The sequence below is a fragment of the Arthrobacter sp. YAF34 genome (assembly GCF_052113245.1).
GTDB lineage: Bacteria > Actinomycetota > Actinomycetes > Actinomycetales > Micrococcaceae > Arthrobacter.
In genome coordinates this window covers 129,064-152,313 of the sequence record NZ_JBFRCV010000002.1, presented here as the reverse complement: position 1 = coordinate 152,313, position 23,250 = coordinate 129,064, and the positions used below count along the sequence as shown (strand labels likewise).

At 68.5% G+C, this 23,250-nt stretch carries 15 protein-coding genes and 1 tRNA gene; 4 read left to right on the top strand and 12 right to left on the bottom strand.

The features are described 5' to 3' along the window. Positions 1–250 precede the first annotated feature (250 nt). The 7 genes from AB4Y72_RS03070 to AB4Y72_RS03040 form a co-directional block, all read right to left on the bottom strand. Positions 251–2,962 (bottom strand): LuxR C-terminal-related transcriptional regulator, encoded by a 2,712-nt coding sequence (locus tag AB4Y72_RS03070; RefSeq protein WP_441424694.1) that lies wholly within the window; start codon positions 2,960–2,962, stop codon positions 251–253. After that, complete coding sequence (locus tag AB4Y72_RS03065; RefSeq protein ID WP_441424693.1) at positions 2,940–5,684, bottom strand: LuxR C-terminal-related transcriptional regulator; 2,745 nt, start codon at positions 5,682–5,684, stop codon at positions 2,940–2,942. The genes AB4Y72_RS03070 and AB4Y72_RS03065 overlap by 23 nt, the downstream gene beginning before the upstream one ends. Before the next feature lie 184 nt (positions 5,685–5,868). Continuing rightward, positions 5,869–6,456, bottom strand: a complete 588-nt coding sequence (pth, locus tag AB4Y72_RS03060) for an aminoacyl-tRNA hydrolase (protein ID WP_441424692.1) — start codon at positions 6,454–6,456, stop codon at positions 5,869–5,871. 155 nt (positions 6,457–6,611) lie between these two features. Beyond that, positions 6,612–7,214 (bottom strand): 50S ribosomal protein L25/general stress protein Ctc, encoded by a 603-nt coding sequence (locus AB4Y72_RS03055; protein WP_441424691.1) that lies wholly within the window; start codon positions 7,212–7,214, stop codon positions 6,612–6,614. Between the two features lie 276 nt (positions 7,215–7,490). Then, positions 7,491–8,471 carry a ribose-phosphate diphosphokinase gene (locus AB4Y72_RS03050; RefSeq protein WP_441424690.1) on the bottom strand — a complete coding sequence of 327 codons (981 nt, stop codon included), beginning with the start codon at positions 8,469–8,471 and terminating at the stop codon, positions 7,491–7,493. 5 nt (positions 8,472–8,476) lie between these two features. Continuing rightward, the gene (gene glmU, locus AB4Y72_RS03045) at positions 8,477–9,970 is read right to left on the bottom strand and encodes a bifunctional UDP-N-acetylglucosamine diphosphorylase/glucosamine-1-phosphate N-acetyltransferase GlmU (RefSeq protein ID WP_441424689.1); all 1,494 of its coding nucleotides are present in this window, start codon (positions 9,968–9,970) and stop codon (positions 8,477–8,479) included. A gap of 42 nt (positions 9,971–10,012) precedes the next feature. Next, positions 10,013–10,084: transfer RNA gene (locus AB4Y72_RS03040), tRNA-Gln, on the bottom strand. Between the two features lie 295 nt (positions 10,085–10,379). On the opposite strand from AB4Y72_RS03040, the gene AB4Y72_RS03035 reads away from it, so the two are divergent. Then, the gene (locus AB4Y72_RS03035; RefSeq protein ID WP_441424953.1) at positions 10,380–10,979 is read left to right on the top strand and encodes a TetR/AcrR family transcriptional regulator; all 600 of its coding nucleotides are present in this window, start codon (positions 10,380–10,382) and stop codon (positions 10,977–10,979) included. Between the two features lie 453 nt (positions 10,980–11,432). Here the strand turns inward: AB4Y72_RS03035 and AB4Y72_RS03030 are convergent, their stop codons facing one another. The 5 genes from AB4Y72_RS03030 to AB4Y72_RS03010 form a co-directional block, all read right to left on the bottom strand. Beyond that, the gene (locus tag AB4Y72_RS03030; protein WP_441424688.1) at positions 11,433–13,262 is read right to left on the bottom strand and encodes an ABC-F family ATP-binding cassette domain-containing protein; all 1,830 of its coding nucleotides are present in this window, start codon (positions 13,260–13,262) and stop codon (positions 11,433–11,435) included. Positions 13,263–13,333: 71 nt separating this feature from the next. After that, complete coding sequence (locus tag AB4Y72_RS03025) at positions 13,334–14,296, bottom strand: 4-(cytidine 5'-diphospho)-2-C-methyl-D-erythritol kinase (protein WP_441424687.1); 963 nt, start codon at positions 14,294–14,296, stop codon at positions 13,334–13,336. 67 nt (positions 14,297–14,363) lie between these two features. Further along, positions 14,364–15,203: a 16S rRNA (adenine(1518)-N(6)/adenine(1519)-N(6))-dimethyltransferase RsmA gene (rsmA, locus tag AB4Y72_RS03020; protein WP_441424952.1), complete on the bottom strand. Its 840-nt coding sequence runs from the start codon at positions 15,201–15,203 to the stop codon at positions 14,364–14,366. 202 nt (positions 15,204–15,405) lie between these two features. Beyond that, positions 15,406–16,566: a transglycosylase family protein gene (locus tag AB4Y72_RS03015; RefSeq protein ID WP_441424686.1), complete on the bottom strand. Its 1,161-nt coding sequence runs from the start codon at positions 16,564–16,566 to the stop codon at positions 15,406–15,408. Positions 16,567–16,870: 304 nt separating this feature from the next. Continuing rightward, the gene (locus AB4Y72_RS03010) at positions 16,871–17,758 is read right to left on the bottom strand and encodes a TatD family hydrolase (RefSeq protein ID WP_441424685.1); all 888 of its coding nucleotides are present in this window, start codon (positions 17,756–17,758) and stop codon (positions 16,871–16,873) included. Positions 17,759–18,050: 292 nt separating this feature from the next. Between AB4Y72_RS03010 and AB4Y72_RS03005 the strand changes: the two genes are divergently transcribed. From AB4Y72_RS03005 to AB4Y72_RS02995, 3 genes are read left to right on the top strand one after another with little or no spacing between them, the layout of a single operon-like run. Further along, the gene (locus AB4Y72_RS03005) at positions 18,051–19,151 is read left to right on the top strand and encodes an AAA family ATPase (protein WP_441424951.1); all 1,101 of its coding nucleotides are present in this window, start codon (positions 18,051–18,053) and stop codon (positions 19,149–19,151) included. Between the two features lie 14 nt (positions 19,152–19,165). Next, positions 19,166–20,704 carry a DUF58 domain-containing protein gene (locus tag AB4Y72_RS03000; protein ID WP_441424684.1) on the top strand — a complete coding sequence of 513 codons (1,539 nt, stop codon included), beginning with the start codon at positions 19,166–19,168 and terminating at the stop codon, positions 20,702–20,704. Further along, positions 20,701–23,238: a transglutaminase family protein gene (locus tag AB4Y72_RS02995; RefSeq protein WP_441424683.1), complete on the top strand. Its 2,538-nt coding sequence runs from the start codon at positions 20,701–20,703 to the stop codon at positions 23,236–23,238. The genes AB4Y72_RS03000 and AB4Y72_RS02995 overlap by 4 nt, the downstream gene beginning before the upstream one ends. Positions 23,239–23,250: the final 12 nt, after the last annotated feature.

The following is a 23,250-nucleotide window of genomic DNA, read 5'->3' as shown; positions in this document are numbered from 1 at the left end:
AGACCTTTGCAATCAGTGAGTGTGCGATCAGTGAGTGTGAGCGGTGATATCTCCACCGTATGGACTACGCGTATTTTCGGTATGCGTAAGTAGTACTCGAATACGCAACGAGTATTCAGCCGGCCCTACGTAGCTGTACTCAGTTGGACCCGCGCGGCCACATGGTGAAAACCAAGTAGTCCAAAACCGGCGGCGGGTGACCCTGTCCGTAGGGTTCCGGAAGCCCGGAACCTGGCCGGAGGCGTGCCCGCTAGCGTCCGTCGATCCCGGGCAGCTGTTCACGGCCTCTGACGTTGAGCTTGGCGTAGCTGCGGTAGAGGTGGCCCTCGACGGTGCGCACTGACACCTGGAGTTCGGCCGCAATCTGCCGGTCGGTGAGGCCGCGGACCGCAAGCGCGACGATGTCGCGTTCGCGCCGGGTCAGGATACCCAGGGAATCATCGTTCTTGGCCGTGTCCTCGCCGGGGAGGTCATCGGCCCGGTCCAGGCACCTCTTCCGCTGCGAGTTCGCCATGCGCTCCCTCAGCGTGTCGCCTGCGGCCCGGTAGGCATGTGCCGCGCCGTCATAGGCAAGGGCGGCAAAGGTCCACAGCTCCGCCGCCTCGCAGGTCTTCGCGGCGTCAAGGTAATCCGCAGCGTTGTCCGTTCTGAGGGCTGAGGCATAGGCGCAGATCGCGTCGGGCCGGGGGCCCTCGAGGCCGTCCCGGATTTCCAGCAGCCTCGGCGCCGAATCCGTGTCTCCGAGGGCCAGGCAGAAGGCAAGCGCGTCGAGTTCGAGACCGGCTGTGTCCACGTCCGGGTCCGGGCGTCCGAGCCGCTTCAGTTCCGCGATGGCGCCGGGGTAGTTCCCGAGCCTGGCCTTTCCATAGACCACGGCAATCGCGGCCAGGGAGCGCATGTAGTGCGGCAACGCTGCCGGTGCGTTCTCGAAGTCGGCAAGGAAAAGCTCGGCTTTCGTCGGGGAACCGACTTCGGCGGCCGCCGCAAAGGCCATGGCGGCCGTGAGTGCGAAGAGCTGCTGCGGGTCGGTCAGGCGCAGGGCCTCGAGGGCGGCGCTCAGGGTGTTCAGCGCCTGGGTGGCCTTGCCCTGGTACAGCAGGATGATGCCGTGCGCCGCGTGGACCCCTCCGCCGAAGGAAATCAGGCTGGGTCCGGAGCCGGCGACAATGCCGGTCAGGAGGGTTTCCGCGGCCGCCCAGTCGCCGGCGTGGATCGCGGGAGCAGCCGCACGGACCATCAGGAAGTCAGTGAGGAAGTACAACTCGTCGTGATCGCTTCCGGCTGCCTGGATCGCCTGGGTCATCACGGCAAAGGCGCTCTGTCCCTTGCCACGGGCCAGCAGCCGCTCCGCGTCGACGCAGAGCCGGAACGCCGCTTCGAGGTTGTTCGGCGGGCGGGTGCCGGCGGCCGCCACCGCAGCCGGAGGGGCCGCCCGGTACTCACCGGCCAGCGCCTTGACGAGCGCCTCCATGGTCTCCAGGCGCTCCGCCGTGGCGGCGAGAATGGCTTCGGCATCGTCCGGGTGGGCCCGCGCCAGCCGTTCAGCGGCACGCTGGACCACCTGTGCGCGCTGCAAGATGTCTTCCGGTGGGTGGCCCAGCGCGGTCATCACGGCGGCCCACAGCAGCGTTCCGGCGAGCAGGCTGGGGAGGGTGTTGCCCTTGCCGAAATCGGCGTCGAGGATTTCCCGCGCCGCGGTGTAGTCGGAGGCGTTGTAGCGTGTGCGTGCTATCACGGCACGGGCCGCCATCTGCAGTTCCGGATCTCTGACCAGGGCGGCGGCCTTGCGCGCGAACTCGTCCTCGAAGAGCCGGCTGGCCAGGACGGCGGCCCGGAGGAGTTGCCGGTCCTCGACTTCCGCGCCGCATTCGATCGACCAGCTCACATGGCGCAGCAACCCCTCGGCCGAGGCCGGCTCGCTGTCCATGCGGCGCAGCAGGATCTGCCGAAGCTGGAGGCTCCTCGCCGGCGAAATCAAGTTCCGCAAGGTGTCGCCGTAGACGGAATGCCACAGCCGCAGCTCACCGGTCGCAGGATTCGTCACCCGGATCAGTTCGCTGTCGATCAGTGAGCCCACGGCCCCTTCGCCGGCCACGGACTCTATCAGCTCCCTGGACACGGGTTCGGCCAGTGCCACGAGGTTCAGGGCCTGCCGTTCTTCCGGCGACCGCAGCAGCAGCTGGCGGCGCACGACGTCGGTCAGCCGGTCGCCGTGGCTGTTCAGGTGCCGGGTGAACAACCACACCCCGTTGCGCCGGCGCAGCGTCCCGTCTTTCCTGGCGTCGTCGAGGAGCCCGTTGAGGAGCATCGGGTTGCCGCCCGAGGCTTCCCAGAGGATCTCGGCAACGTTCGGCAACACCTGGGAGCCAAGCTCGCCCTCCAGCATCTCTGTGGTCTGCGCGAGCGTCAGCGGCCGGAGATCGTGCCGTTCTGCGATGCCTTCAAACCAAAGCTGCAGGAGCGGTTCCGGCAATCCCGGGCGGGCGGCGGCGCCCACGAGCAACTTTGCCCAGCCCGCCGCAGCCAGCTCCGCCAGGATTCCCGCCGTCGCCTCGTCGAGGTCGTGGGCGTCGTCGACGATCAGCAGCAGGGGCTTCTGGGTGGTGCGCTTCTGTTCTTCCAGGTGCGCCCACAGCGTCCGCAGCACGGCCAGCTGGGATGTGGCCTCCTGGACCGGCAGTCCGACAATGAAAGGGCCGAGGACACCGTACGGCACCCGGGACAGCGACGCGCTGCCGTGGATCCGCACCGGCGTCACCTCGGAGCCGAGCTCCGCGACAACCGCCTCGATGAGCCTGGACTTGCCCATCCCACTATCGCCGAGGACGAAGACGGCCACGTGGCTGCCGCCCTGGAGGGCCTCGGCTGCGGACATCAAATCTTCCGACCGCCCCGTCAGGGCACGCTTTGCCTCGCTGCCGGGGTCTCCCGCCGGGGCCCTAGATGAGTCCAAGCAGATCACTTCGCGAAGAAACGCCGAGCTTCGTGAACACCTGGTACAGGTGGCCCTCCACTGTCCTGACGGAAATGCCCACTTCCAGGGCGATGTCCTTGTTGGAGACCCCGTTTCCGGCAAGGGTGGCGATCTGCCGCTCCCGTTCCGTCAGCAGCGGGCCCTTGTTGCGGGGCATGATCGGCAGCGCCGGAACAGAATCCGAGAGGCTCTCGAGCATGCTGTATGCGGCGTTGGCGCTGGAGGTCAGCCCGGCACTCTTGGCGAAGTCGAACGCGAGTGCCGCGCACCGGGCCTGCACGGCATCCAGTTCCAGCCCGGCGGCCTGTTGGGCGGCTTCGAGCATGATCACCGCATCTTTCTTCCGGCTGCCGACGGCGACCGTGCGGGACAATTCGGCAAGCGGGCCCTGCCGGAGCCCGGCCAGCTCCTCCAGGAACAGAAACTCCTTGACCGTGCCGTTGACGGTGGCACCGAAAATGCAGATGCCGGCCAGGGTGTAGCGGCCCTTGCGGAAATGCGCCTCGCCGGCCCGGATGAGCCTGTCCTTGGCCGCCGGGTCACCGAGCCAACGTGAGGCCATGTCCATGCAGAACTCCGTGGAACTGCTGACCGCGAAGCGGGCCGGCCCGTCGGCCGAGCGGGCCCGGTCCAGGTAGATGGAGGCCTGGACCGAGTTGCCGGTCTGGGCATAGGCGAAAGCGGTGGCGGCATAGGCCTGGCGCAGGGACTGCAGGCTCGCCCGGACCTCAAGCTGGGCGATTGCGGCCAGCAGCGGATCCAGCGCCATATAGCCGCGGCCCGCGTAGACGTAAGCGAGTCCTACGGCGAGGTCGGTGGCGGCGCTACCGGAATGCAGCCCGTGCCCTGCCCGGCCGCTGGCGTCCTTGAGCATGTCAATGGCCTGGCGCCACAGGCCGGAAAGGAGGAGCACGTTGTAGGAGCGCCAGGCGAAGTTTTCCCGGATGCGCGGCACGTTGGACCACTCGCCCAGCTGGCCGCCGATTTCTCTCATGAGCTTGCGGGCATCGAGTTCCCGGCCCGTCATGCACCAGGCTTCCATCAGGATGATGGCGGACCGGAGCCGGTGCACGGGATCGGCACCCGGGACGTCGGTGGTGGCTGCGGCGGTGAGCCGCTCCATCATGGGTTCGAAGTCTCCGATGAAGGAGAAGAAGTTGAACTCGCAGAGATCCAGGCACAGCCCGGCCCGGGAAAGGGCGCCGGGGGCGGCTGGCGGCTCCTCCAGGCCCAGATCCTGGAGCCGGATCCTGGCCTCCCGGAGGAGCTCCGGGACCTTGCCGGAGCGGTCCTCGAGCCAGGCCATGCAGTCGGCCTTGGCCGCGATAAACTCGGCAAACGTCTCGACCGGGAGTTCCTGGACCTGCTGATCGGAGACGTCGTCGAGCGCTGACATCGCCTGCAGCGGCAGGCCCAGCTGGAGGTAGGCAGCCGATTTCTGGAGCTGCCCCTCGGCCCACTCAGCGTCCGAGGGAGACAGGCTGCCGGCGCATTTGAGGGCAAACTTCGGGTCAAAGAACCTGACGGCCGCGCTGGCAGCAGCCAGGGCGTGGGCGGGGGCGAGCTGGGCGTGGCAGTCGTGCGTCCACGCCGCATAGGCGAGCAGATCCTCGACAGTCAGTTCGTCGAGTTCGTGTTCCTGGTGTCCGGGAACCTTGTCCCGGAGCTCCAGCCGGCGCTCCACGCTGAGCCAGTTGCGGACGATGTCGCCGAGGTAGCGATCGCCCAGAGTGACCAGGTGCCGGTCCGTGCGGTCGACGACGATCTGGCCGGCTTCTTCCATGTCGGCGATGACGCCCGGGCTGTACATCCTGGCCAGCCGCGACAGGGGCAGCGTCCGGGCGCAGGAGAGGACGTCGATGACCTCGCGGGCCTCGGGTGTTTCCCTGGCGTACCGGGCCCTGACGATATCTTCCAGCGCCGTCCGGCCGTCCAGCACCACTTCATCGACCAAAGTCCAGACCGACCCGGACAGGACCAGGTTTCCGCGTTCGATCTGTTCCGAGACGACGGCTTGAAGGAGCGTGGGGCTGCCACCGACCAGCTGGTGCAGCTGGCTGGCCAGCGCCGTGGAGACCCGATGGCCCAAGGCCGACTGCAGGACCTCCAGCGTCTCGAGTTCGGTGAGGTTGGCGAGCCGGACCTCGGCGAGATGGCCCGAAGTGATCAGCCAGTAGAAGTCGGGCGGCAGGTCTGTGGTGCGCTGGGCCGTGGCAATCAGCCGGGCCGTCCGGGTCTGCAGCAAATTCAACAGCACCCCGGTGCTGAGCTCATCGAGCGCCCCGGCGTTGTCGAGCAGGATCACGCACTGACGGCCGGCCGCGTCGTCGCGGATCAGCGAGGTGATGCCGTGCAGGATGGCGGTCGGCGAGCCGAGGGAGCTCTGCGGGAGCCGGGCGAGGGTGAAGGCGAGGCACCCGTACGGTGTTGCCGCACCCGGTCCCGTGCTGCGGAGCTGGATCGTGTAGACCTCGGGTCCGAATCCGGCGAGGGCAGTCCGGCCGACGAGTGTCTTGCCTACGCCGCGGTCGCCGGTGATAACGACGCCCATCCGGTCATGGGCAAGCAGTTCCGTCCGGACGCGCTCGGCATCGGCGTTCCGCGCCAGACCGGACCAGCCGTGCCTAGCGACCGGACCGGCCGCTTGTTCTTCTTCGGCGGGTGCCAATGTAGTGGAAACATTCCCCCAGCCCAGCGAATCCCTCGACATGTAGTTTCCTTCGTACCGCTTTGTAGGCAGCAACCCCAGGCTGTCCACTTAGAAGTAGCGTATCCCTATCCCCCGACATGAGAGTAGACAGATCATAGCTGGAATGCGGAAAGCTTGGAAAGGAAACCCGCCATATGGCGAAACCGGGGCGCCCGGCCCCGGCCCGGAGCGGGCCGGTGGGCGCCTAGGGGGCCTTGGCCGGGTGGAATTTTTGCTGGGCGGCCAGGAGTCCGTCCCTGACCAGGACTTCGACGGCGTCGGCCGCTGAGTCCAGAAGGAAGGGCAGTTCCTTCTTCTCCGGGGCGGAAAAGTCGCGTAGGACGAAGTCTGCGGTGTCCATCCGGCCCGGCGGGCGCCCGACGCCCACCCGGACGCGCACGTAGTCCTTGGTGGCCAGGGCCTTGGAGATGTCCCGCAGCCCGTTGTGGCCGCCTTCGCCGCCGCCGATTTTGAGCTTCACGGTGTCGAAGGGGATGTCGATCTCGTCGTGGACCGCAATGACATGGGCGGGGTCGATTCCGTAGAACTGTGCCAAGGCCGAGACCGGACCGCCGGATACATTCATGTAGGACTGCGGCTTGGCCAGCACGATTCTGGGACCGCCAATGCCCAGGCGCCCTTCCAGGACCTGGGCCCGGGATTTGTGCGACTTGAAACGGCCGCCGACACGCGCGGCGAGCTCGTCCAGGACCATCTGGCCGACGTTGTGCCGGTTATGGCTGTACTCGGGTCCGGGGTTGCCAAGGCCTACGATCAGCCAGGTGTCGGTCATGGATCAGTCCTTCGGTGGGCCGGGTCGGGGCAGGACGCGTCGGGCCGGATGGACCGGCCGAGGCGCCCGGCGGGGAGAGGCTCCGGAGTGGGATGCCCCTGAGACGACGGCGGCCGGGCCCCTGAAGGACCCGGCCGCCGCGAAATGCGCCGGAACTACTCGGCTGCAGCTGCTTCGGCTGCCGGTGCAGCCTCTTCGCCTTCTTCGCCCTCTTCGGGGATTTCGACGGCCTCGGAGATGTTGACAACGAGAGCTTCGGGGTCGGCCAGCAGGGTCGAGCCCTTCGGCAGGACGAGGTCGGAAGCGTGGATGTGCTCGCCGGCGCCGCGGCCTTCGATGCTGACCTCGATGGCGGTCGGCAGGTGGGTCGCCTCGGCCTCGAGGGAGACGGTGGTCATCTCCAGGTTGTGGACGTTGCCCGGAGCCAGTTCGCCGCTGAGGTGGACGGGGACGTCAACGGTGACCTTCTCGCCCGTGCGGACGGTCAGCAGGTCGAGGTGCTCGATGATCTGCTTGATCGGGTTGCGCTGGATGTCCTTGACGAGGGCCAGGTGCTGTTCGCCGTTGATGTCCAGGGTCAGCAGGGCGTTGGCGGTGCGGACGGCCAGGGTGGTGGCCTTCGCGGGCAGGGTGATGTGGATCGGCTCGGCGCCGTGGCCGTAGATGACGGCCGGGATCAGGTTGGCCATGCGGGCGCGGCGGGCGAAGCCCTTGCCGAATTCGGTGCGTACTTCTGCTGCGAGCTTCTGCTCAGACATGGATATCTCCTGGTGGGATTTCAAGCGGTGGGACTAAACGGTGCTTAGCAAGGGCGGAGGTCTGTTTGCGACCTTCAACGCCGGGCTGCCGTGCAGCTGACCTTCAGAAGGAGATTCAGACCCAGTCGATAACGGAGACCAGCAGCCGGTTCCCGATTGATTTCCCATTAAAACGGAACAATCAATACGGAATGCCGGCGCTCTCCCTCGCCAAGGTTTCGTAACAAGGTTACCAGCGCGGGCACGACTTCGTGAAAACGTGCCCGCGCGGGCCCGCTACGCGTTGCCGTCGAACAGGCTGGTGACAGAGCCGTCGTCGAACACTTCGCGGATGGCGCGGGCAATCAGCGGGGCGATGGACAGCACTGTCAGCTGCGGGAAGTACTTGTCCGCGGTGATCGGCAGCGTGTTGGTGACAACAACCTCGCGGGCGCCGGATTCGGAGAGGCGGCGGGCCGCCGGATCGGAGAACACGGCGTGCGTCGCGGCGATGATGACGTCCTTGGCGCCGGCGTTCTTGAGCACCTGGACGGCGCCGGAGATGGTTCCGCCGGTATCGATCATGTCGTCGATCAGGACACAGGTGCGGCCTTCGATCTGGCCCACGACCGTCTTGGAGACGGCCTGGTTGGGCACTGTCAGGTCGCGGCTCTTGTGCACGAACGCCAGCGGCGCGCCGCCGAGGCGTTCGGCCCACTGCTCGGCGACGCGGACGCGGCCGGTGTCCGGGGAGACGACCGTGACCTTGTCCGAGCCGACGCGGGTGCGGATGTAGTCGGCCAGGAGCGGGATGGCCATGAGGTGGTCCACGGGGCCGTCGAAGAAGCCCTGGATCTGGGAGGTGTGCAGGTCCACGCTCATGATGCGGTCCGCACCGGCGGTCTTGTACAGATCGGCGACGAGGCGTGCCGAGATCGGCTCGCGGCCGCGGCCCTTCTTGTCCTGCCGGGCATAGGGGTAGAACGGGGATACGACGGTGATGCGCTTGGCGGAGGCCCGCTTGAGCGAATCAATCATGATCAGCTGTTCCATGAGCCAGTTGTTCAGCGGGGCCGGGTGGGCCTGGATCACGAAGGCATCGGTGCCGCGGACGCTCTCGCCGGCACGCACGTAGATCTCGCCGTTGGCGAAGTCGTAGGCGTCCAGGGGCAGCAGCTCGGTGCCCAGCTCCTTCGCGATCTCCTTGGCCAGCTCAGGGTGCGCGCGCCCCGCGGCCAGCACCAGCTTCTTCTCGCCGCGTGCCGTAATTTCGCTCATGATTGCTAGCCCTCTTCTGTCGGTGCCGGAGTAGTGGAGGATGTTGGGGCGGCGGCCGCGGCTGTTTCGACCGCGGCGGCGGAGACGGACCCGGGGCGGTTGGCCGCGACCCAGCCCTCCGCATTGCGCTGCTTGGCCACCGTCACGGCGAGGGCGCCGGCCGGGACGTCCTGGCGGATGATGGTTCCGGCGCCGCTGTACGCGCCGTCGCCGACGCGGACGGGGGCCACGAACACGGTATTGGAGCCGGTCCGCACGCCGGAGCCGATCACCGTGCGGTGCTTCTTCTCGCCGTCGTAGTTGGCCGTGATGTTGCCGCAGCCGATGTTGGTGTTCTCCCCAATGTCCGCGTCCCCGGCGTAGCCGAGGTGGGACAGCTTGGAGCCGCGGCCGATCGTGACGTTCTTGGTCTCGTAGAACGCGCCGATCTTGCCGGTCTCGCCCAGGACCGTGCCGGGGCGCAGGTAGGTGAAGGGACCGACGCTGGCGCGGGCACCGATCGAGGAGCTGGAGCCGTGGGTGCGGATCACTTTGGCGCCCTCCCCCACCGTGACGTCGGTCAGGGTGGTGTCGGGGCCGACGACGGCGTCGCGCGCCACCGAGGTGGCGCCGTGCAGCTGGGTGTTGGGCAGGAGCCGGACGTCCTCGTCGAGCGTCACCGTGGAGTCGATCCACGTGGTGGCCGGATCCACGACGGTCACGCCGGCGCGCATCCAGGCTTCGACGGTGCGGCGGTTGTGCTCGGCTCCCAGGGCCGAGAGCTGGACGCGGTCGTTCGCGCCCTCAACCTGCCAGCGGTCTTCGGTGACGACGGCGGCGACGCGGCCGCCCGCGGCACCGGCCAGGGCCAGGACGTCGGTGAGGTACTTCTCGCCCTGGGCGTTGTCCGTGGTGACGTGGACGAGCGCGTCGCGCAGCACGGCAGCGTCGAAGGCGTAGATGCCGGAGTTGATTTCACGGATTTCGCGTTCCTCCGCGGTGGCGTCCTTGTGCTCGCGGATGCCCGTGACGGATCCGTCTGGTGCCCGGAGGATGCGTCCGTAGCCGGTGGCGTCGTCGAGCACGGCCGTGAGGACCGTGACGGCGTTGCCCTGGGCCTCGTGGGCGGCAACGAGCTGTGCGAGCAGTCCGCCCGTGAGCAGCGGGACGTCGCCGTAGGTGACAACGACGGTTCCGCTCAGCGGACCCTGCGGATCGAGCGCGTCGAGGGCCTCCAGTGCGGCTTCGACCGCGCGGCCGGTGCCCGGCACGTCGTCCTGGTCCACGATCAGGGCTTTCGGATCGAGGGCGGCGACGTGGGCGGCCACAAGGTCGCGTTCGTGCCGGACCACGAGGGCAAGTTCGCGGGGGGTGATGCTGCGGGCCGCATGGAGCGCGTGGCCGACCAGGGAGCGGCCGCCGATCTCATGGAGAATCTTTGGCGTACGGGATTTCATCCGGGTACCGGCCCCTGCAGCTAGTACGATCACGGCGGCTGGGCCAGTGTTCTCGGGGCTCACGTGTTGGCTCTCCTTGTTAGGTTGCGCAGTGTGTCTCGCCAGTTCCGCCCATAGGACTCGAACCTATACTCCACGGCTCCAAAGGCCGGGGTGCTGCCATTACACCAGAGCGGACCGTGCCGGGGATGACCTGTGGCACGAGAACCAATTCTGCCACGAAGGTTGACGCTCGTGCGACTCAGCGCTCCGAGGAAGGGCGCTGGGGCAGGCGATTGGGCCTCGCGGCAGCGGGGCGGTGTCGCGGTCCGGCCTCGCGGCAGCGGGGCGGTCCGGCGTCGCGGTAGCGGGGCGGTCCGGCGTCGCGGTAGTGCATGATGGTGCTGTGAGCAAGAGTGGAGACGCATCCGGCGGGGCGGACGGCGGCAACGGCAAGCCCGTGCGTGCCCCCGGCTACGTTCCACGGTCCCGAATGACGGGCCAGCAGCGCCGCACGCAGTTGATCGGCATCGGCCGGGGGCTTTTTGCCATCCGCGGCCTGGACGGCACCACCATCGAGGAAATCGCCGCCAGCGCCGGCGTCTCCAAACCGGTGATCTATGAACACTTCGGCTCGAAAGAGGGCCTGTACACCCAGGTGGTGGACCATGAGTTCCACATCTTGCTGACCTCCATCAACGAAGCCCTGGCCGAGGACGCCAAGCCGCGCGTGCTGGTGGAGCGGGCCGCACTGGCGCTGCTGACGTACATCGAGGACCGGACCGACGGCTTCCGGATCCTCATGCGCGATGCACCGCCGTCCCAGCCGGAGGGCGCCTTCTCCTCGCTGCTCTCGCAGGTGACGGCCCGCGTGGAACACATCCTGGAGGACGAACTTGCCCGCCGCGGCTTCAGCCCGGCCGACGGGGCGATGTACGCCCAGATGCTCGTGGGGATGGTCGCGATGACCGGCCAGTGGTGGCAGGACAGCCGCACGCCGGACAAACGCGAAGTCGCCGCGCACCTCGTGAACCTGGCCTGGAACGGCCTCACCGGCCTGCAGAAGGATCCGGGGCTGCGCAGCGGCGACTGAATCGCGGGCCCGGCGCGAAGCTCGCCTGCAGGTCCCGGCGCGGGCCAGAGAGACTGGGGCGCTCCCCGGCGGACCTGGCCTCAGGCCGTTGAACGCTCCACGGGACATGCCCTCCCTTGACACCGAGGGATGGACATAATGCCAATTTGCCCATTCATGGCCCGCGCCGAGGGACATGTCCCGAGGACTTCGAGCGCTCCACGGGACATGCCCTACGAGTTTCCAGGTTTCCAAGGGACATGTCCCTCGGAGGCCAAATCTTCCCTGGGACATGCCCTGCGCTGGCCCCGGGGAATGGACATAACACCTACATGTCCATCCCTGGCCTGCAGAGAGGGACGTGTCCGGAGGGATGTGAATGGACCGAGGGACATGCCCAGTGCCCGGCCTCACGAAGGGACATGTCCATTCGCGCCGTGGAACACGGGGCATGTCCCGGCGCGGTGCCCGGGACTACTCCCCCAGCACCTCGAGGGCCTCGAGCCATTCGAGCTCGAGGGCCTCGCGTTCCCCGGCGAGCTCCTGGAGCTTCTTGTTGAGTTCGGCGAGCTGGTCAAACTTGCTGGCGTCCCCGGCCCCTGCCGTCATCTGGGCGTGGATCTTGTCTTCCTGCTGCTTGAGCTTGCCCAGCTGGCGGTCGATTCGGTTCTTGGCCTTGCGGGCGTCGCGCTTTTCGGCTTCCGAAGGTCCGGAGGCGGCCGGTGCGGAACTCCCGCCGGACGCCGTGACGGGGTTGCCGCCGCCGGTGATCGTGGACCCGGCCAGCGCGCCTTCGCGCAGTTCGAGGTACTGGTCCACGCCGCGAGGCAGGGCGCGGATCTTGCCGTCGCCCAGGAGCGCCATCTGGTGGTCCGTGACGCGCTCCAGCAGGTAGCGGTCGTGGCTGACGACGACGAGTGTGCCGGGCCAGCCGTCGAGCACATCTTCCACGGCGGCCAGGGTGTCGGTGTCGAGGTCGTTGGTCGGCTCGTCGAGCATGAGCACGTTGGGCTCCCCCACGAGCAGGCGCAACAGCTGCAGCCGGCGGCGTTCACCACCGGAGAGGTCCTTGACCGGGGTCCACTGCTTCTCGTTGGTGAAGCCGAGCTGCTCCACGAGCTGGCCGGCGGTGAACTCCTTGCCGCCGACGTTGAAGGAACGCTTTTCGCGCTCGATCACTTCGATCACGCGCAGGTCCGAGACGTCATCGAGCTCTTTGACCTCCTGGGTGAGGACCGCGGTGACCACCGTCTTGCCGCGTTTGACCTTCCCGGAGGTGGGCTGGATCTCACCGTTGAGGAGCTTCAGCAGGGTGGTCTTGCCGGCGCCGTTGACGCCCACGAGGCCCAGCCGTTCACCCGGAGCCAGCCGCAGGGTGATGTTGTCGAAGAGCTTCTGCCCGGCCTCGCCGCCAAGGAAGTCCAGCGAGACGTTTTCGAGGTCCAGGACGTCCTTGCCGAGCCGGGCGGTGGCCATCTTGCTCAGGGCGGTCGAGTCGCGGGGCTCGGGGACGTCGGCGATCAGGGCGTTGGCGGCCTCGATCCGGAATTTGGGCTTGGCGGTGCGGGCCGGGGCGCCGCGGCGCAGCCAGGCGAGCTCCTTCTTCACGAGCTGCTGGCGCTTGCTTTCCATCACGGAGGCGGAGCGGTCACGCTCGGCGCGGGCCAGCACATACGCGGCATAGCCGCCGTCGAACGGGTCCATGATGCCGTCGTGGATTTCCCAGGTCTTGGTGCAGACTTCGTCCAGGAACCAGCGGTCGTGGGTGACGACGAGGAAGGCGCCCTGGTTGGGCCGCCAGCGGGTCTTCAGGTGCCGGGACAGCCAGGCAACGCCTTCGACGTCGAGGTGGTTGGTCGGCTCGTCGAGCATGATGACGTCGTGGTCCTCGATCAGCAGCTTGGCCAGCGCCACACGGCGCTTCTGCCCGCCGGAGAGCGCGTGGACGTTGGCGTGCCAGTCCACGTCGGACACGAGTCCGCCCATGACTTCACGGATCTGGGGATTGCGGGCCCATTCGTAGTCGGCCTGGTCCCCCACGATCGCAGCACCGACGGTGAGGTCGCCGTCGAGGACGTCGCTCTGGTCCAGGTAGCCGATGTTGACCTCGCTGCGCTTGGTCACCCGGCCGGAATCCGGGGTGGAGCGCATGGCCAGCAGCCGCATGAGGGTCGACTTGCCGTCACCGTTGCGGCCCACCATGCCGATCCGGTCGCCCTCTTCAAGGCCAAGAGTGATGCCGTCGAGGACGGTGCGGGTTGCATACGAGACCGTGAGGTTCTCGCCGCCGAGCAGGTGTGCCACAGGGAACTGCTTTCTTAGGTGTATCGGTGAAATATTGCTGTGAAGTCATGCGATGCGGTGCGTCAAAGCTCCTAAAGGAGCGTATCGGAGATGATGCGGGCCCCGTGCACCGGGCCGTGGACCGCCATCGCATCGAGGCTGTGGTGCCGGAGTTCCTCGGCGAGTCCGACGGCGGCGGCCGGGCTGTGCGCGAGGAAGGCGACAGTGGGACCGGAGCCGGAGACGATGCCCGCGATCGCGCCGCAGGCCTCGCCGCGCCCCAACGTGTCGCGCAGGCCCGGGGCCAGTTCGATCGAGGCGCGCTGGAGGTCGTTGACCAGGACCCGGCTGAGGGCATCGGAGTCGCCGCTGCGCAGTGCCGTGAGGACGCCGGGGTCGACGGCGACCGGTTCGTCGGCCGCCACCCCCTCCGCGGCACGCAGCCGGTCCAGGGTGCGGTAGACCTCCGGGGTGGGAAGGCCGAAGTCGGCGGTAACCAGGACCCAGTCCGTTTGCGCCTTCACGAGGGCCGGCGAGAGCTCATCGCCCAGGCCCAGGCCGACGGCGGTGCCGCCCACCAGCGAAAACGGCACGTCCGCGCCGAGTTCTGCGGCGAGATGGGCGAGCTCGTCGCGGGACAGTCCGCTGTTCCACAGCGCGTCGCATGCCAGCAGGGTCGCTGCGGCGTCCGCCGATCCGCCGCCCATGCCGCCGGCCACGGGCACCCGCTTGGTGATCTCCAGATGGACGCCGGTGGGGTGCTCGGAGACGTCGGCCATCATGGCCGCCGCTTTGTAGGCCAGGTTGCGGTGATCGAGCGGGATGTCCACGCCGTCGAGGTCCAGGGTGCTGGCGTCGCTGATGCTGACGGTGATGCCGCCGGTCTCGGTGCTGGTGGCGGCGACTTCCTCATAAAGGGACACCGCCAGGTAGACGCTGGCGACCGAGTGGTAGCCGTCCGGCCGCAGCGGTCCGACGTCCAGTGAGACGTTGATCTTGCCTGGAGCCTTGACCCGGACAGTCCTCGCGGCAAAGCGCCCTCTCACTGCGTTCATGGCTCCACGCTATGGCATCCCGGCTGTGGCTCCAAGCACGGGACGGGCCCGCCGGAGTCACACTTACTCAGGAGTCCGGCCGCGCGTGGGCTTCGGCGATTCTGGCGAACGCCGCGATGTCGATCACTTCACCGCGGGCGGAAGGATCGACGCCGGCAGCCCGCAGGCAGCGTTCGGCCTCGGCAGCACTGCCTGCCCATCCGGCCAGTGCCGCCCGCAGCGTCTTGCGGCGCTGCGCGAACGCGGCATCAATCACGGCGAACACCTGTTCCCTCGTGGCAGTTGTCACCGGCGGTTCCCGGCGGGTGAACGCGACCAGTCCGGAATGGATCTTGGGTGCCGGCCAGAACACGTTCATGCCGATCACGCCGGCCTTGCGCATGCTGCTGTACCAGGCGGCCTTGACCGAAGGCACGCCGTAGGTCTTGGAACCCGGTCCGGCGGCCAGGCGGTCGGCGACCTCGTCCTGGACCATGACCAGGCCGTGCTGCAGGCTCGGGAAGTGCTGCAGCAGGTGCAGGACCACGGGCACGGCGACATTGTAGGGAAGATTCGCCACGAGGGCTGTCGGTTCCGCGGGCAGTTCCGTGACCCTCATGGCGTCGGCCAGGACGAGGTGGAAATTCCCGACGGCGTGAGGCCGCCACTGAGCGACAGTGGCCGGCAGCCGACCGGCGAGGACAGGATCGATTTCGACGGCGACCACGGTCCGGGCGGCGTCCAGCAGGCCAAGCGTCAGCGAACCGAGGCCGGGCCCCACTTCGAGGACAGTCTCATCGGCCCGGATGTCCGCGGCGGCGACAATCCGACGGATGGTGTTGCCGTCGATGACGAAGTTCTGGCCGAGTGTCTTGGTGGGCCGCACCCCGATTTCCTCTGCCAGCCGGCGGATATCGGAGGCGCCCATCAGGGGTGCGGGCGCCGCTGATGGCAGGCTTTCGGGGGCGGAGGGGCTCGGTTCAGTCACCTAGGTATCCTATCCCGGCGCCGGTACGCCACAGGCCGGGCCCGGAGGGATCCGGACCCGGCCTGTGCGGCTCCCGCGGCTGTGGTCAGCCGCCGCGGCAACGGGCGGTCAAGAGCCGGCGGTCAATGGCCGGCGTCGGGTGCTAGCTGGAGGCAGCCCAGCCGCAGCCCCAGGGGCCGAGGCCGCGCTGGGCGTAGACGCGGTTGGCAACGGCGATCTGCTGGGCCTTGCTGGCCGCAGCAGCGTTCGGCGCGTAAGCGCCGCCGCCGGCACCGAGCCAGGTCTGGACGTCGAACTGCAGGCCGCCGTAGTAGCCGTTGCCGGAATTGATGGACCAGTTGCCGCCGGACTCGCACTGCGCGATCTTGTCCCACATGCCCTCGTTCATCATCGCGGGGGCCGCGGCGCCGGTGTTGGCGGCGGCCGCCTCGGCGGCGGGCTTGGGCTTGTCCTTGGTGCCCACCGTGATCTTCTCGGTGACCGGCTGGACGCTCACCGTCTCGGACACCAGGGTCCGTGAGGCTTCGCGGCCGTCCACGAGGACCAGCTTGTAGCTCTTCTTGGTAGTACCGGCGACGCCGGCCTGGGTGACTGTCTTCTCACCCATGAACATGTCGGCGCTTTCGGTGGTGAGCGTCTCGAATGCGACAGGCTCGGTGGTGACAGCCGTCTTGCTGGCGTCCACCCGGGAGACCTTGATGACCATGTCGTTCACCACCGGGGCGTTTCCGGGCTGGGAGACGCGGTCGCTGGCTCCGAGCTTGATTCCGGCGTCCTCAAGGACCTTGGCCACGGTGGCATCCGTCGTCGTGGTCGCTGCGGCCTTGCCGTCGGCGACGATGCTTACCTTCTTGGGCGTCGAGATCGACACGAACGAACCGGAGACCGCCAGCTGCGCGTCCTTCGGCGCGGACACCTGCGAGGCGCTGGCCACGCCGAGCTCGCTCACGAGCCCTTCGACGTTCGGCGCGGTGGTGTTGACGGTCCGCTCGGCGCCGTCCAGGCTGATCTTGACGGCCTTGGCGAGGTTGACGTTGATGACCGCCCCGTCCTGCACGTGGGAGTCGACCGACGGCGACACCCGGTCGGAGGGCTGCAGTTCAACCTTGGCAGTCTTGACGACCTCGCCGACCGTGCCGCCGAAGGTCTGGACCGAGCTGACCTTGCCGTCCACGTTGAGGGTGATCGTCTTGTTGTTGCCGACGAAGGCCACGAGGCCCAGCACCAATGCCACCAGCACCACAAGCTGGGTGCCGACCTTGACGAAACTGAACTTGCCGTCCGATGTGAAGAACTTGACCACGATTGCCCGAATCTCTTGGACCTTCCGGGCACGGGGATAAAGTGCACCTGATCACCCCCGCGAGCGCGCCAGAGGCGGCTCCGGACTGGGTCCGGAGGGTCACGGAACATGCGTGCACTGCCTCACCCAAAACGAGAGCGCACATGTGGTTCGTTTGCCACAATGCACGCCCTGCTGGAGTGAAATTATCCGTAGGCCTTCCCCGACCCCGGCTAATAGTTGACCACTGTAACCGTAGCGTTATAAACCAACCAAGAATTTGTGCATACCCGGTATTGTCAAAAGGCCGCCGGGCGGGACCGTTTCAGGCCCAGGATCCGTACGCCTGCACGGTATTTTCGGCGATCTGCGCGCACAGCCCGGAAAGCTCGGATCCGGTCACATCGGCCATGGCGCGCACCGTGTAAGGAACCATGTAGCTCGCATTCGGGCGGCCGCGGTGCGGGTGCGGCGTGAGGAACGGCGCGTCGGTCTCGACCAGGATCCGGGCCGGCTCCGCGATGGCCAGTGCCGCCCTCAAGTTGGACGCGTTCTTAAAGGTCACGGTTCCGGCGAAGGACATGTACCAGCCCTCCGCGTTGCAGGTCCGGGCGAGCGCCTCGTCGCCGGAGAAACAATGGAAGACCACCCGTTCCGGGGCCCCTTCTTCGCGCAGCACCTGGACGACGTCGTCGTGGGCGTCCCGGTCGTGGATCTGCAGCGTCAGGCCGAGTCGCTTGGCAATGTCGATGTGGCGGCGGAACGAATACCGCTGGTGGGCCAGCCCCTCCCCTTCGGTCCTGAAGAAGTCGAGGCCGGTCTCGCCGATCGCCCGGATCCGCGGGTGGGCGGCCAGCGCCTCGATCTCGGCGAGTGCGCCCTCCAGTTCGCCGCGGCGGGCGTAGCCGGGGGCGTCGTTGGGATGGAGCGCGACCGCGCCCAGCAGCCGGGAATCGAGGTCGACGGCCTTGACCGTAAACCGTGACGATTCCAGGTCGCAGCCCACCTGCACGGCACCCTGGACGCCCACTGCCGCGGCGGCGTCGAGGGCATCCCTGACGCTCACCGAGAGCTCCGCGTCGGGAAAGTCCAGGTGTGTGTGGTTGTCCATGACAGGGACGGGCAGTGGTTCCGGTGCGGGCGGATACCCGGCGCGTCCGGTACCGTCATTTCCGGGCTGCCGGAACGGGACGGGCGTGAGGGGATTGAGCATTCTTCCACCCTAACCGGCGCCCAGAATTCCTCGGAACTCTCTGTCAGGCCCGGCAGTTGTGTTAGTAGTCTGTTAATACTCTGATATTTACCAGTAAGGGAAACAGGCGAACCCCACTGCGGGGCCCGGCGGCCGTTGCCGGTCCGTTCCGGGACCCACCAGTGCTGAAAGGCTGCCGATGGATTATCACCGCACTTCCTTGGACGAAGTCCTCCCAGAAGGACAGAGCTTCCCGGGCCGCCCCACCATGGATAGTGACGCCATGGATACGGACGCCACGGATCCAGTCGCTATGGACGCCGACGCCATGGATGCACCACCGGCCGGACACCGGCCCTCGCCGCATCAGCCGGCCGCCATGGGGACAGACGCCTTCCGCTCCGCCAGCACCAGGATCCTCTCGGCCATCAATACTGTCATCGACGGCAAGGCCGAAGCGGCGCAGCTGGCGCTCACCGTACTCCTTGCCCAGGGCCACCTGCTCCTGGAAGACGTCCCGGGGGTGGGCAAGACGCTGCTGGCCAAGACCCTGGCCCGGAGCATCGACTGCACCGTCAGCCGGATCCAGTTCACCCCCGACCTGCTCCCGTCCGACGTCACGGGCGTGTCCATCTACAACCAGGCGAACCGGTCGTTCGAATTCCGGCACGGCGCGGTGTTCGCCAACATCGTCATCGGCGACGAAATCAACCGCGCCTCGGCCAAGACGCAATCTGCCCTGCTGGAGTGCATGGAAGAGCACCAGGTCACGGTGGACGGCACGTCCTACCGGCTGGATGAGCCGTTCATGGTGGTGGCAACCCAGAACCCGATTGAGATGGAGGGCACCTACCCGCTGCCCGAAGCCCAGCGCGACCGTTTCATGGCCAGGATCTCCATGGGTTACCCGGACCGGGAGTCCGAGATGGAGATGCTGGAAACCCACCAGGCATCGTCTCCACTGGCCCGCGTGACGGCGGTGGTCACCGCGGCCGAAGTGGCGGCCATGATTGCCACGGTGCAGCAGGTCTATGTGTCCCGCTCGATCAAGGAATACACGGTCGCCGTGGGACGGGCCACCCGTGAAAGCGGACTTCTCCGGCTCGGCGCCAGCCCCAGGTCCATGCTGCAGCTCCTGCGCGCTGCGAAGGCAACGGCCGCGCTTGAGGGCCGGGACTTCGTGCTGCCGGACGACGTCGTCACCGTCGCCGAAGCGGTGCTCGCGCACCGGATTATCCTCGACCGCAAGGCGGCCAGCGCGGGCGAGACGCCGCAAAGCGTCATCCGGGCCATCATCGCCAAGATCCCCGTCACCCCGGAGGCGACGGCGTCGGCCAGCGGAACCGGCCGGGCCGGCCGGTACAAGGCGACGGCCCTGGCGGCCGCGCCGCCCAACCTTCCGAATCCGCGCTAGGAACCGGTCCCGCCGTGGCGTTGAGGGACCGGTTTCCGGGGCACATCTTCAGCACCCGCGGCTGGGGACTGCTCGGCGCGGGTGCGGTGTTCCTGCTTGCCGCCCAGATCATGGGCCGCCGGGACTTGCTGGCGCTGGCCGTCCTCCTGCTGGTTCTGCCGCTGCTTTCCCTGGCCGGAACCCGCCTCCTGAAACCCAGATTCCGGGTCTACCGCGAGTTCAATCCGTCGCCGGTCGAAACGTCCGCGCTCACCACGGTACGGCTGGCTGTCGCGCGGGCCGGAGCCGGGACGGGCCACGCGATCATGGACGAGCACCTGCCTGCCCGGTTCGGCGAAAGCCCCGTCTTCCGCTTCCCGGCCCGTTCAGCCCCCGGCGGCACCAGCCGCTATGAATACCACCTCCGCTCGGCCAAGCGCGGCCAGTTCCTGATCGGGCCGGTCACGGCCGAGTTCAGCGATCCCTTCGGGCTGTCCTTCCACCGGCACGCGATCGACGACGGCGACCTCCTGACCGTGACGCCCGCCGCCGTGCAGCTCCCCGAGACGGGGCTGGCCGGCGCGCGGGGACAAGACGGTGTCACGGCCACGCGGGTCCGGGCGAACCCGAGTGACGACGACGTCATGACCCGCGAATACCGGCACGGGGATCCGATGCGCCGGGTGCACTGGGCGGCCACCGCCCGCCACGGGGCGCTCATGGTGCGGCAGGAGGAGTCCGTCACGACCCCCGAAGCGACCATCATCCTGGACCAGCGGCTCGCGGCCTATCCGCACGGCGTGTTCGGTCACGGCGCCTTTTCCTCCGCGGGCCGGCCCGGACCGGCAGGGACCGCGAACGCGGACGGCCATGAACTGCTCACGTCCGACGCCTTCGAATGGGCCGTCACCGCGGCGATGTCGATCGCCGCGCACCTCGCGGATCGCAATTACTCGCTGCGGTTCCTGGACAGCGCGGGCGGCCCGGCCTTCCGGCATTCCTCCTCCGCCCCCGATCCGGAGGCGGAGGAGTACACCGGGGCGTCCGGCCTGCAGGCCATCGCGGAAAGCCTCGCCGCCATCCAGCTCACCGGCCCGCATTCCGTCCATGCACCGCGCGGCCGCACTCCGCAGCCCGGCCGGCAGTCCGGCACCGCGGCAAACGGGGCAGCCAGGGCTGCATTTCCGGGGCCGGCTGCCTCCCGTTCCCGGGGTGCCGCAGGGTCCGCGGCCACACCACCGGCCTTCGACGATGCCCTCATGGACAAGCTCTCCGCCCACCGGCTCCGGGGACCGATCCTGGCGGTCCTGGGCCACCTGAGCCCGGCAGAGGCCCGCGCGCTGTCCCCGGCGGCCGGGTTCGGCGCGAACGCCTTCGCCCTGCTCGTCACGGACCACGCACCCGATTCCGTCGAGGTGCCGGAGGTACTGGAGGCGCTGCGACTGGGCGGGTGGCGGGCCGTGGCGGTATCCGCCCGGAGTCCGCTGGCCGACGCGTGGGCCGCCTTCGACGAGGCAGACCCGGCCAGGTCCGCTGCCGCCGATGTCCGCCGCGGCGCAGGAGGCCGGCCATGACCCTCGCGCCGAACCGCAGCACGGGCTCGTCCGCCGGTACCGGCGGCGGCGAAAGGCCGACGGTCCCTGCCCCCGGCACGCCGTCCCGGCGGGATAGCCCGGGCACCCAGCCCTGGGTGATGGCGACCGCCGTCGCCGTGGCCGTGGCCGGGGCCGCCCTCGGATTCAACGGCGTTCTGCGCGGGTGGGCCTGGTACTCCCCCGTGTTCACCACCGTCCTTGCCGTGACGTTCTCCATGGCGGTCCTCCGGTCCGTGCGTGCCCCGGCGTGGCTCGTGGCCGCCGGCGGCCTGGCGGCGCTCACGGTGGACCTGACGTTCATCTTCTTCCGGCAGCAGAGCATCGCCGGGATTATCCCGTCGCCGGACACCCTCAGCTACTTGGCCAAGTTCCTCCGGCGCGCCAGCGAAACCGTCCTGGCCGAGAGCACCCCGGTGGCCCCCAACGCGGGGATCGTCATGCTGATCTGCGCCGTCCTCGGCCTGCTGGTCATCCTCATCGATGCCCTCGCGTTCCGGCTCGCGCTGCCGGCCACCAGCGGACTCGCGATCCTGGCAATCCTTGTGGTGCCGGCCATGGTCAAGCCGCAAAGTGTGGGGGTTCTCGGGTTCGTCGGGGCCGCCGTCGGCTATCTGTTGATCCTCGGATCCAGCCACTGGTTCACCCCGGATGCCCGCGCCCGGGCCGATACCGCCCGGAACCCCGGGCAGCTGCGGCGCGCTGCGGTCACGGCCGTCATGGCGCTGGCCGTCACGCTGCTGTTGCAGCCAGTGATTCCAGGTTTTGACCAGGGCACGTTCCCGCAGGGTTCGCGGCTGAACCCGTTCGGCGCCGCCACCGGACTGAACCCGATGATCAGCCTGGGCACCAGCCTGCGAAGCCCCGCCGGCGACGGCCGGATCACCTTCGCGACGAACGCGCCCACGGCACCGTACCTGCGCTCGGTGACGGTGGACAGCTTTGACGGCGATTCCTGGGCGCCCGATGACCGGGAATCCACCCGGCGGCAGGGTACCGGCAGGATCGAATCCGGCCTTGATACGGCCGCAACGGAGGTCCGCGTGACCACGGCCGTGAACACGGGCCTGTATACGAGCCCCTATCTCCCGGCGCCTTACGCGCCGGAATCGGTCAACGGCCTCACAGGGCGCTGGAGCTGGGATCCGGCCACGCTCAGCATCAAGGGGGTGGATACGGATTCCCGTGACCAGCAGTACGTGGTCACGTCAGTCACGCCCCAGCTCACGGCCGCGCTGCTGGCCGCGGCCACCGAACCGGTCCGCGGGATCCCCGAGCAGTTCCTCTCCCGGCCTTCGAACGTTCCGGAGATCGTGCGCACCACAGCCGACACCGTGACGGCCAAAGCCGCCACGCCGTATGCGCGGGCCATGGCCATCCAGAAGTACCTGCGCTCCGTCGACTTCAGCTATTCCCTGCAGTCCCCCGTACAGGGCGGTTACGACGGCAACGGCCTGTCCGTGCTGGCGGACTTCCTGACCCTGAAGAGCGGCTACTGCATCCATTTCGCCTCGGCCATGGCCGTCATGGCCCGGCTGGAAGGCATCCCCAGCAGGATCGCCGTGGGCTACGCCCCGGGGCGTTCCACCGGAGCCACCGTGGCCGTCTCCGGCCAGGGGCCGCTGCCGGAGTACGAGGTCGATGCCCGGGACGCCCACGCGTGGCCGGAGCTGTACTTCCAGGGCGTAGGCTGGGTTCCGTTTGAGCCGACGCCCTCCCGGGGCGTTGTGCCGGCCTACGCCGCGGAGGCCGCCACGCCCAGCGGCGCCAGCACCAATGAACGCAACGACGCCCTGACTCCGGGGAGCCGTTCCACCGCGGCACCGGCCCCCACGGCCGCCCCGGTTCCCCTCCCGGGCGCCGGGGCACCGGCGCCCGGGAACGCGCACCCGGCGCAGTCGCTCTACGGCCTTGGCGCGGTGCTGCTGCTGGCGCTGCTCGTGGCCGCCCCCCGGCTTGTCCGCAGCGGCGTGCGGCGCCGCAGGCTGAGGACGGCGGACCGCGGCATTTCCGGGGAGCCCGGATCGGCGCTGCCGGTTTGGGCGGAACTGCGGGACCTGGCCATGGACTACGGCGTGGCGCCCGGAGCCAGCGAAACACCGCGGCATTTTTCCCAGCGGCTGCGCGCCTCGGCGGCGCTGGGGAAGCCCGGCGCCGCCGAAGGGGCCGCCCAGCGTGCCGCGGCCTCGCTGACCGCGGACTTCGAACGCGAGCAGTACGGCCGGCCGTCCACTGCCCCGGGCTCCGGCGGGACGGGCGGGAACCCGGCGGCCGCGGACCCTGCCGACTCAGCCGCGGCCAGGATCGCCCTCGTCCAGGCGTCGCTGCGGGCGCACGCGAAGCCCCTTGTCCGGCTGCGCGCGGAATGGCTGCCGCCGTCGGTCATGTCCGGCTGGCAGCGCGTCCTCCCGCGGCCCCGCCGGATCCTTGTCCCGACAGCACAACGCACCCGGCGGCGGCTCGCGGGATCCTGGGGGAAGATCCGCGACGCCGTCCGCCGGGTGCGCCGGAGTTAGTGCGCCCGAGTT

Bases quoted from the DNA above. Each gene is read 5' to 3' on its own strand.
- AB4Y72_RS03065 (WP_441424693.1), bottom strand. From the start codon at position 5,684: ATGTCGAGGGATTCGCTGGGCTGGGGGAATGTTTCCACTACATTGGCA.
- pth (WP_441424692.1), bottom strand. From the start codon at position 6,456: ATGACCGACACCTGGCTGATCGTAGGCCTTGGCAACCCCGGACCCGAG.
- AB4Y72_RS03055 (WP_441424691.1), bottom strand. From the start codon at position 7,214: ATGTCTGAGCAGAAGCTCGCAGCAGAAGTACGCACCGAATTCGGCAAG.
- AB4Y72_RS03050 (WP_441424690.1), bottom strand. From the start codon at position 8,471: ATGAGCGAAATTACGGCACGCGGCGAGAAGAAGCTGGTGCTGGCCGCG.
- AB4Y72_RS03035 (WP_441424953.1), top strand. From the start codon at position 10,380: ATGACGGGCCAGCAGCGCCGCACGCAGTTGATCGGCATCGGCCGGGGG.
- AB4Y72_RS03025 (WP_441424687.1), bottom strand. From the start codon at position 14,296: ATGAACGCAGTGAGAGGGCGCTTTGCCGCGAGGACTGTCCGGGTCAAG.
- rsmA (WP_441424952.1), bottom strand. From the start codon at position 15,203: ATGGGCGCCTCCGATATCCGCCGGCTGGCAGAGGAAATCGGGGTGCGG.
- AB4Y72_RS03010 (WP_441424685.1), bottom strand. From the start codon at position 17,758: ATGCTCAATCCCCTCACGCCCGTCCCGTTCCGGCAGCCCGGAAATGAC.
- AB4Y72_RS03005 (WP_441424951.1), top strand. From the start codon at position 18,051: ATGGACGCCGACGCCATGGATGCACCACCGGCCGGACACCGGCCCTCG.
- AB4Y72_RS02995 (WP_441424683.1), top strand. From the start codon at position 20,701: ATGACCCTCGCGCCGAACCGCAGCACGGGCTCGTCCGCCGGTACCGGC.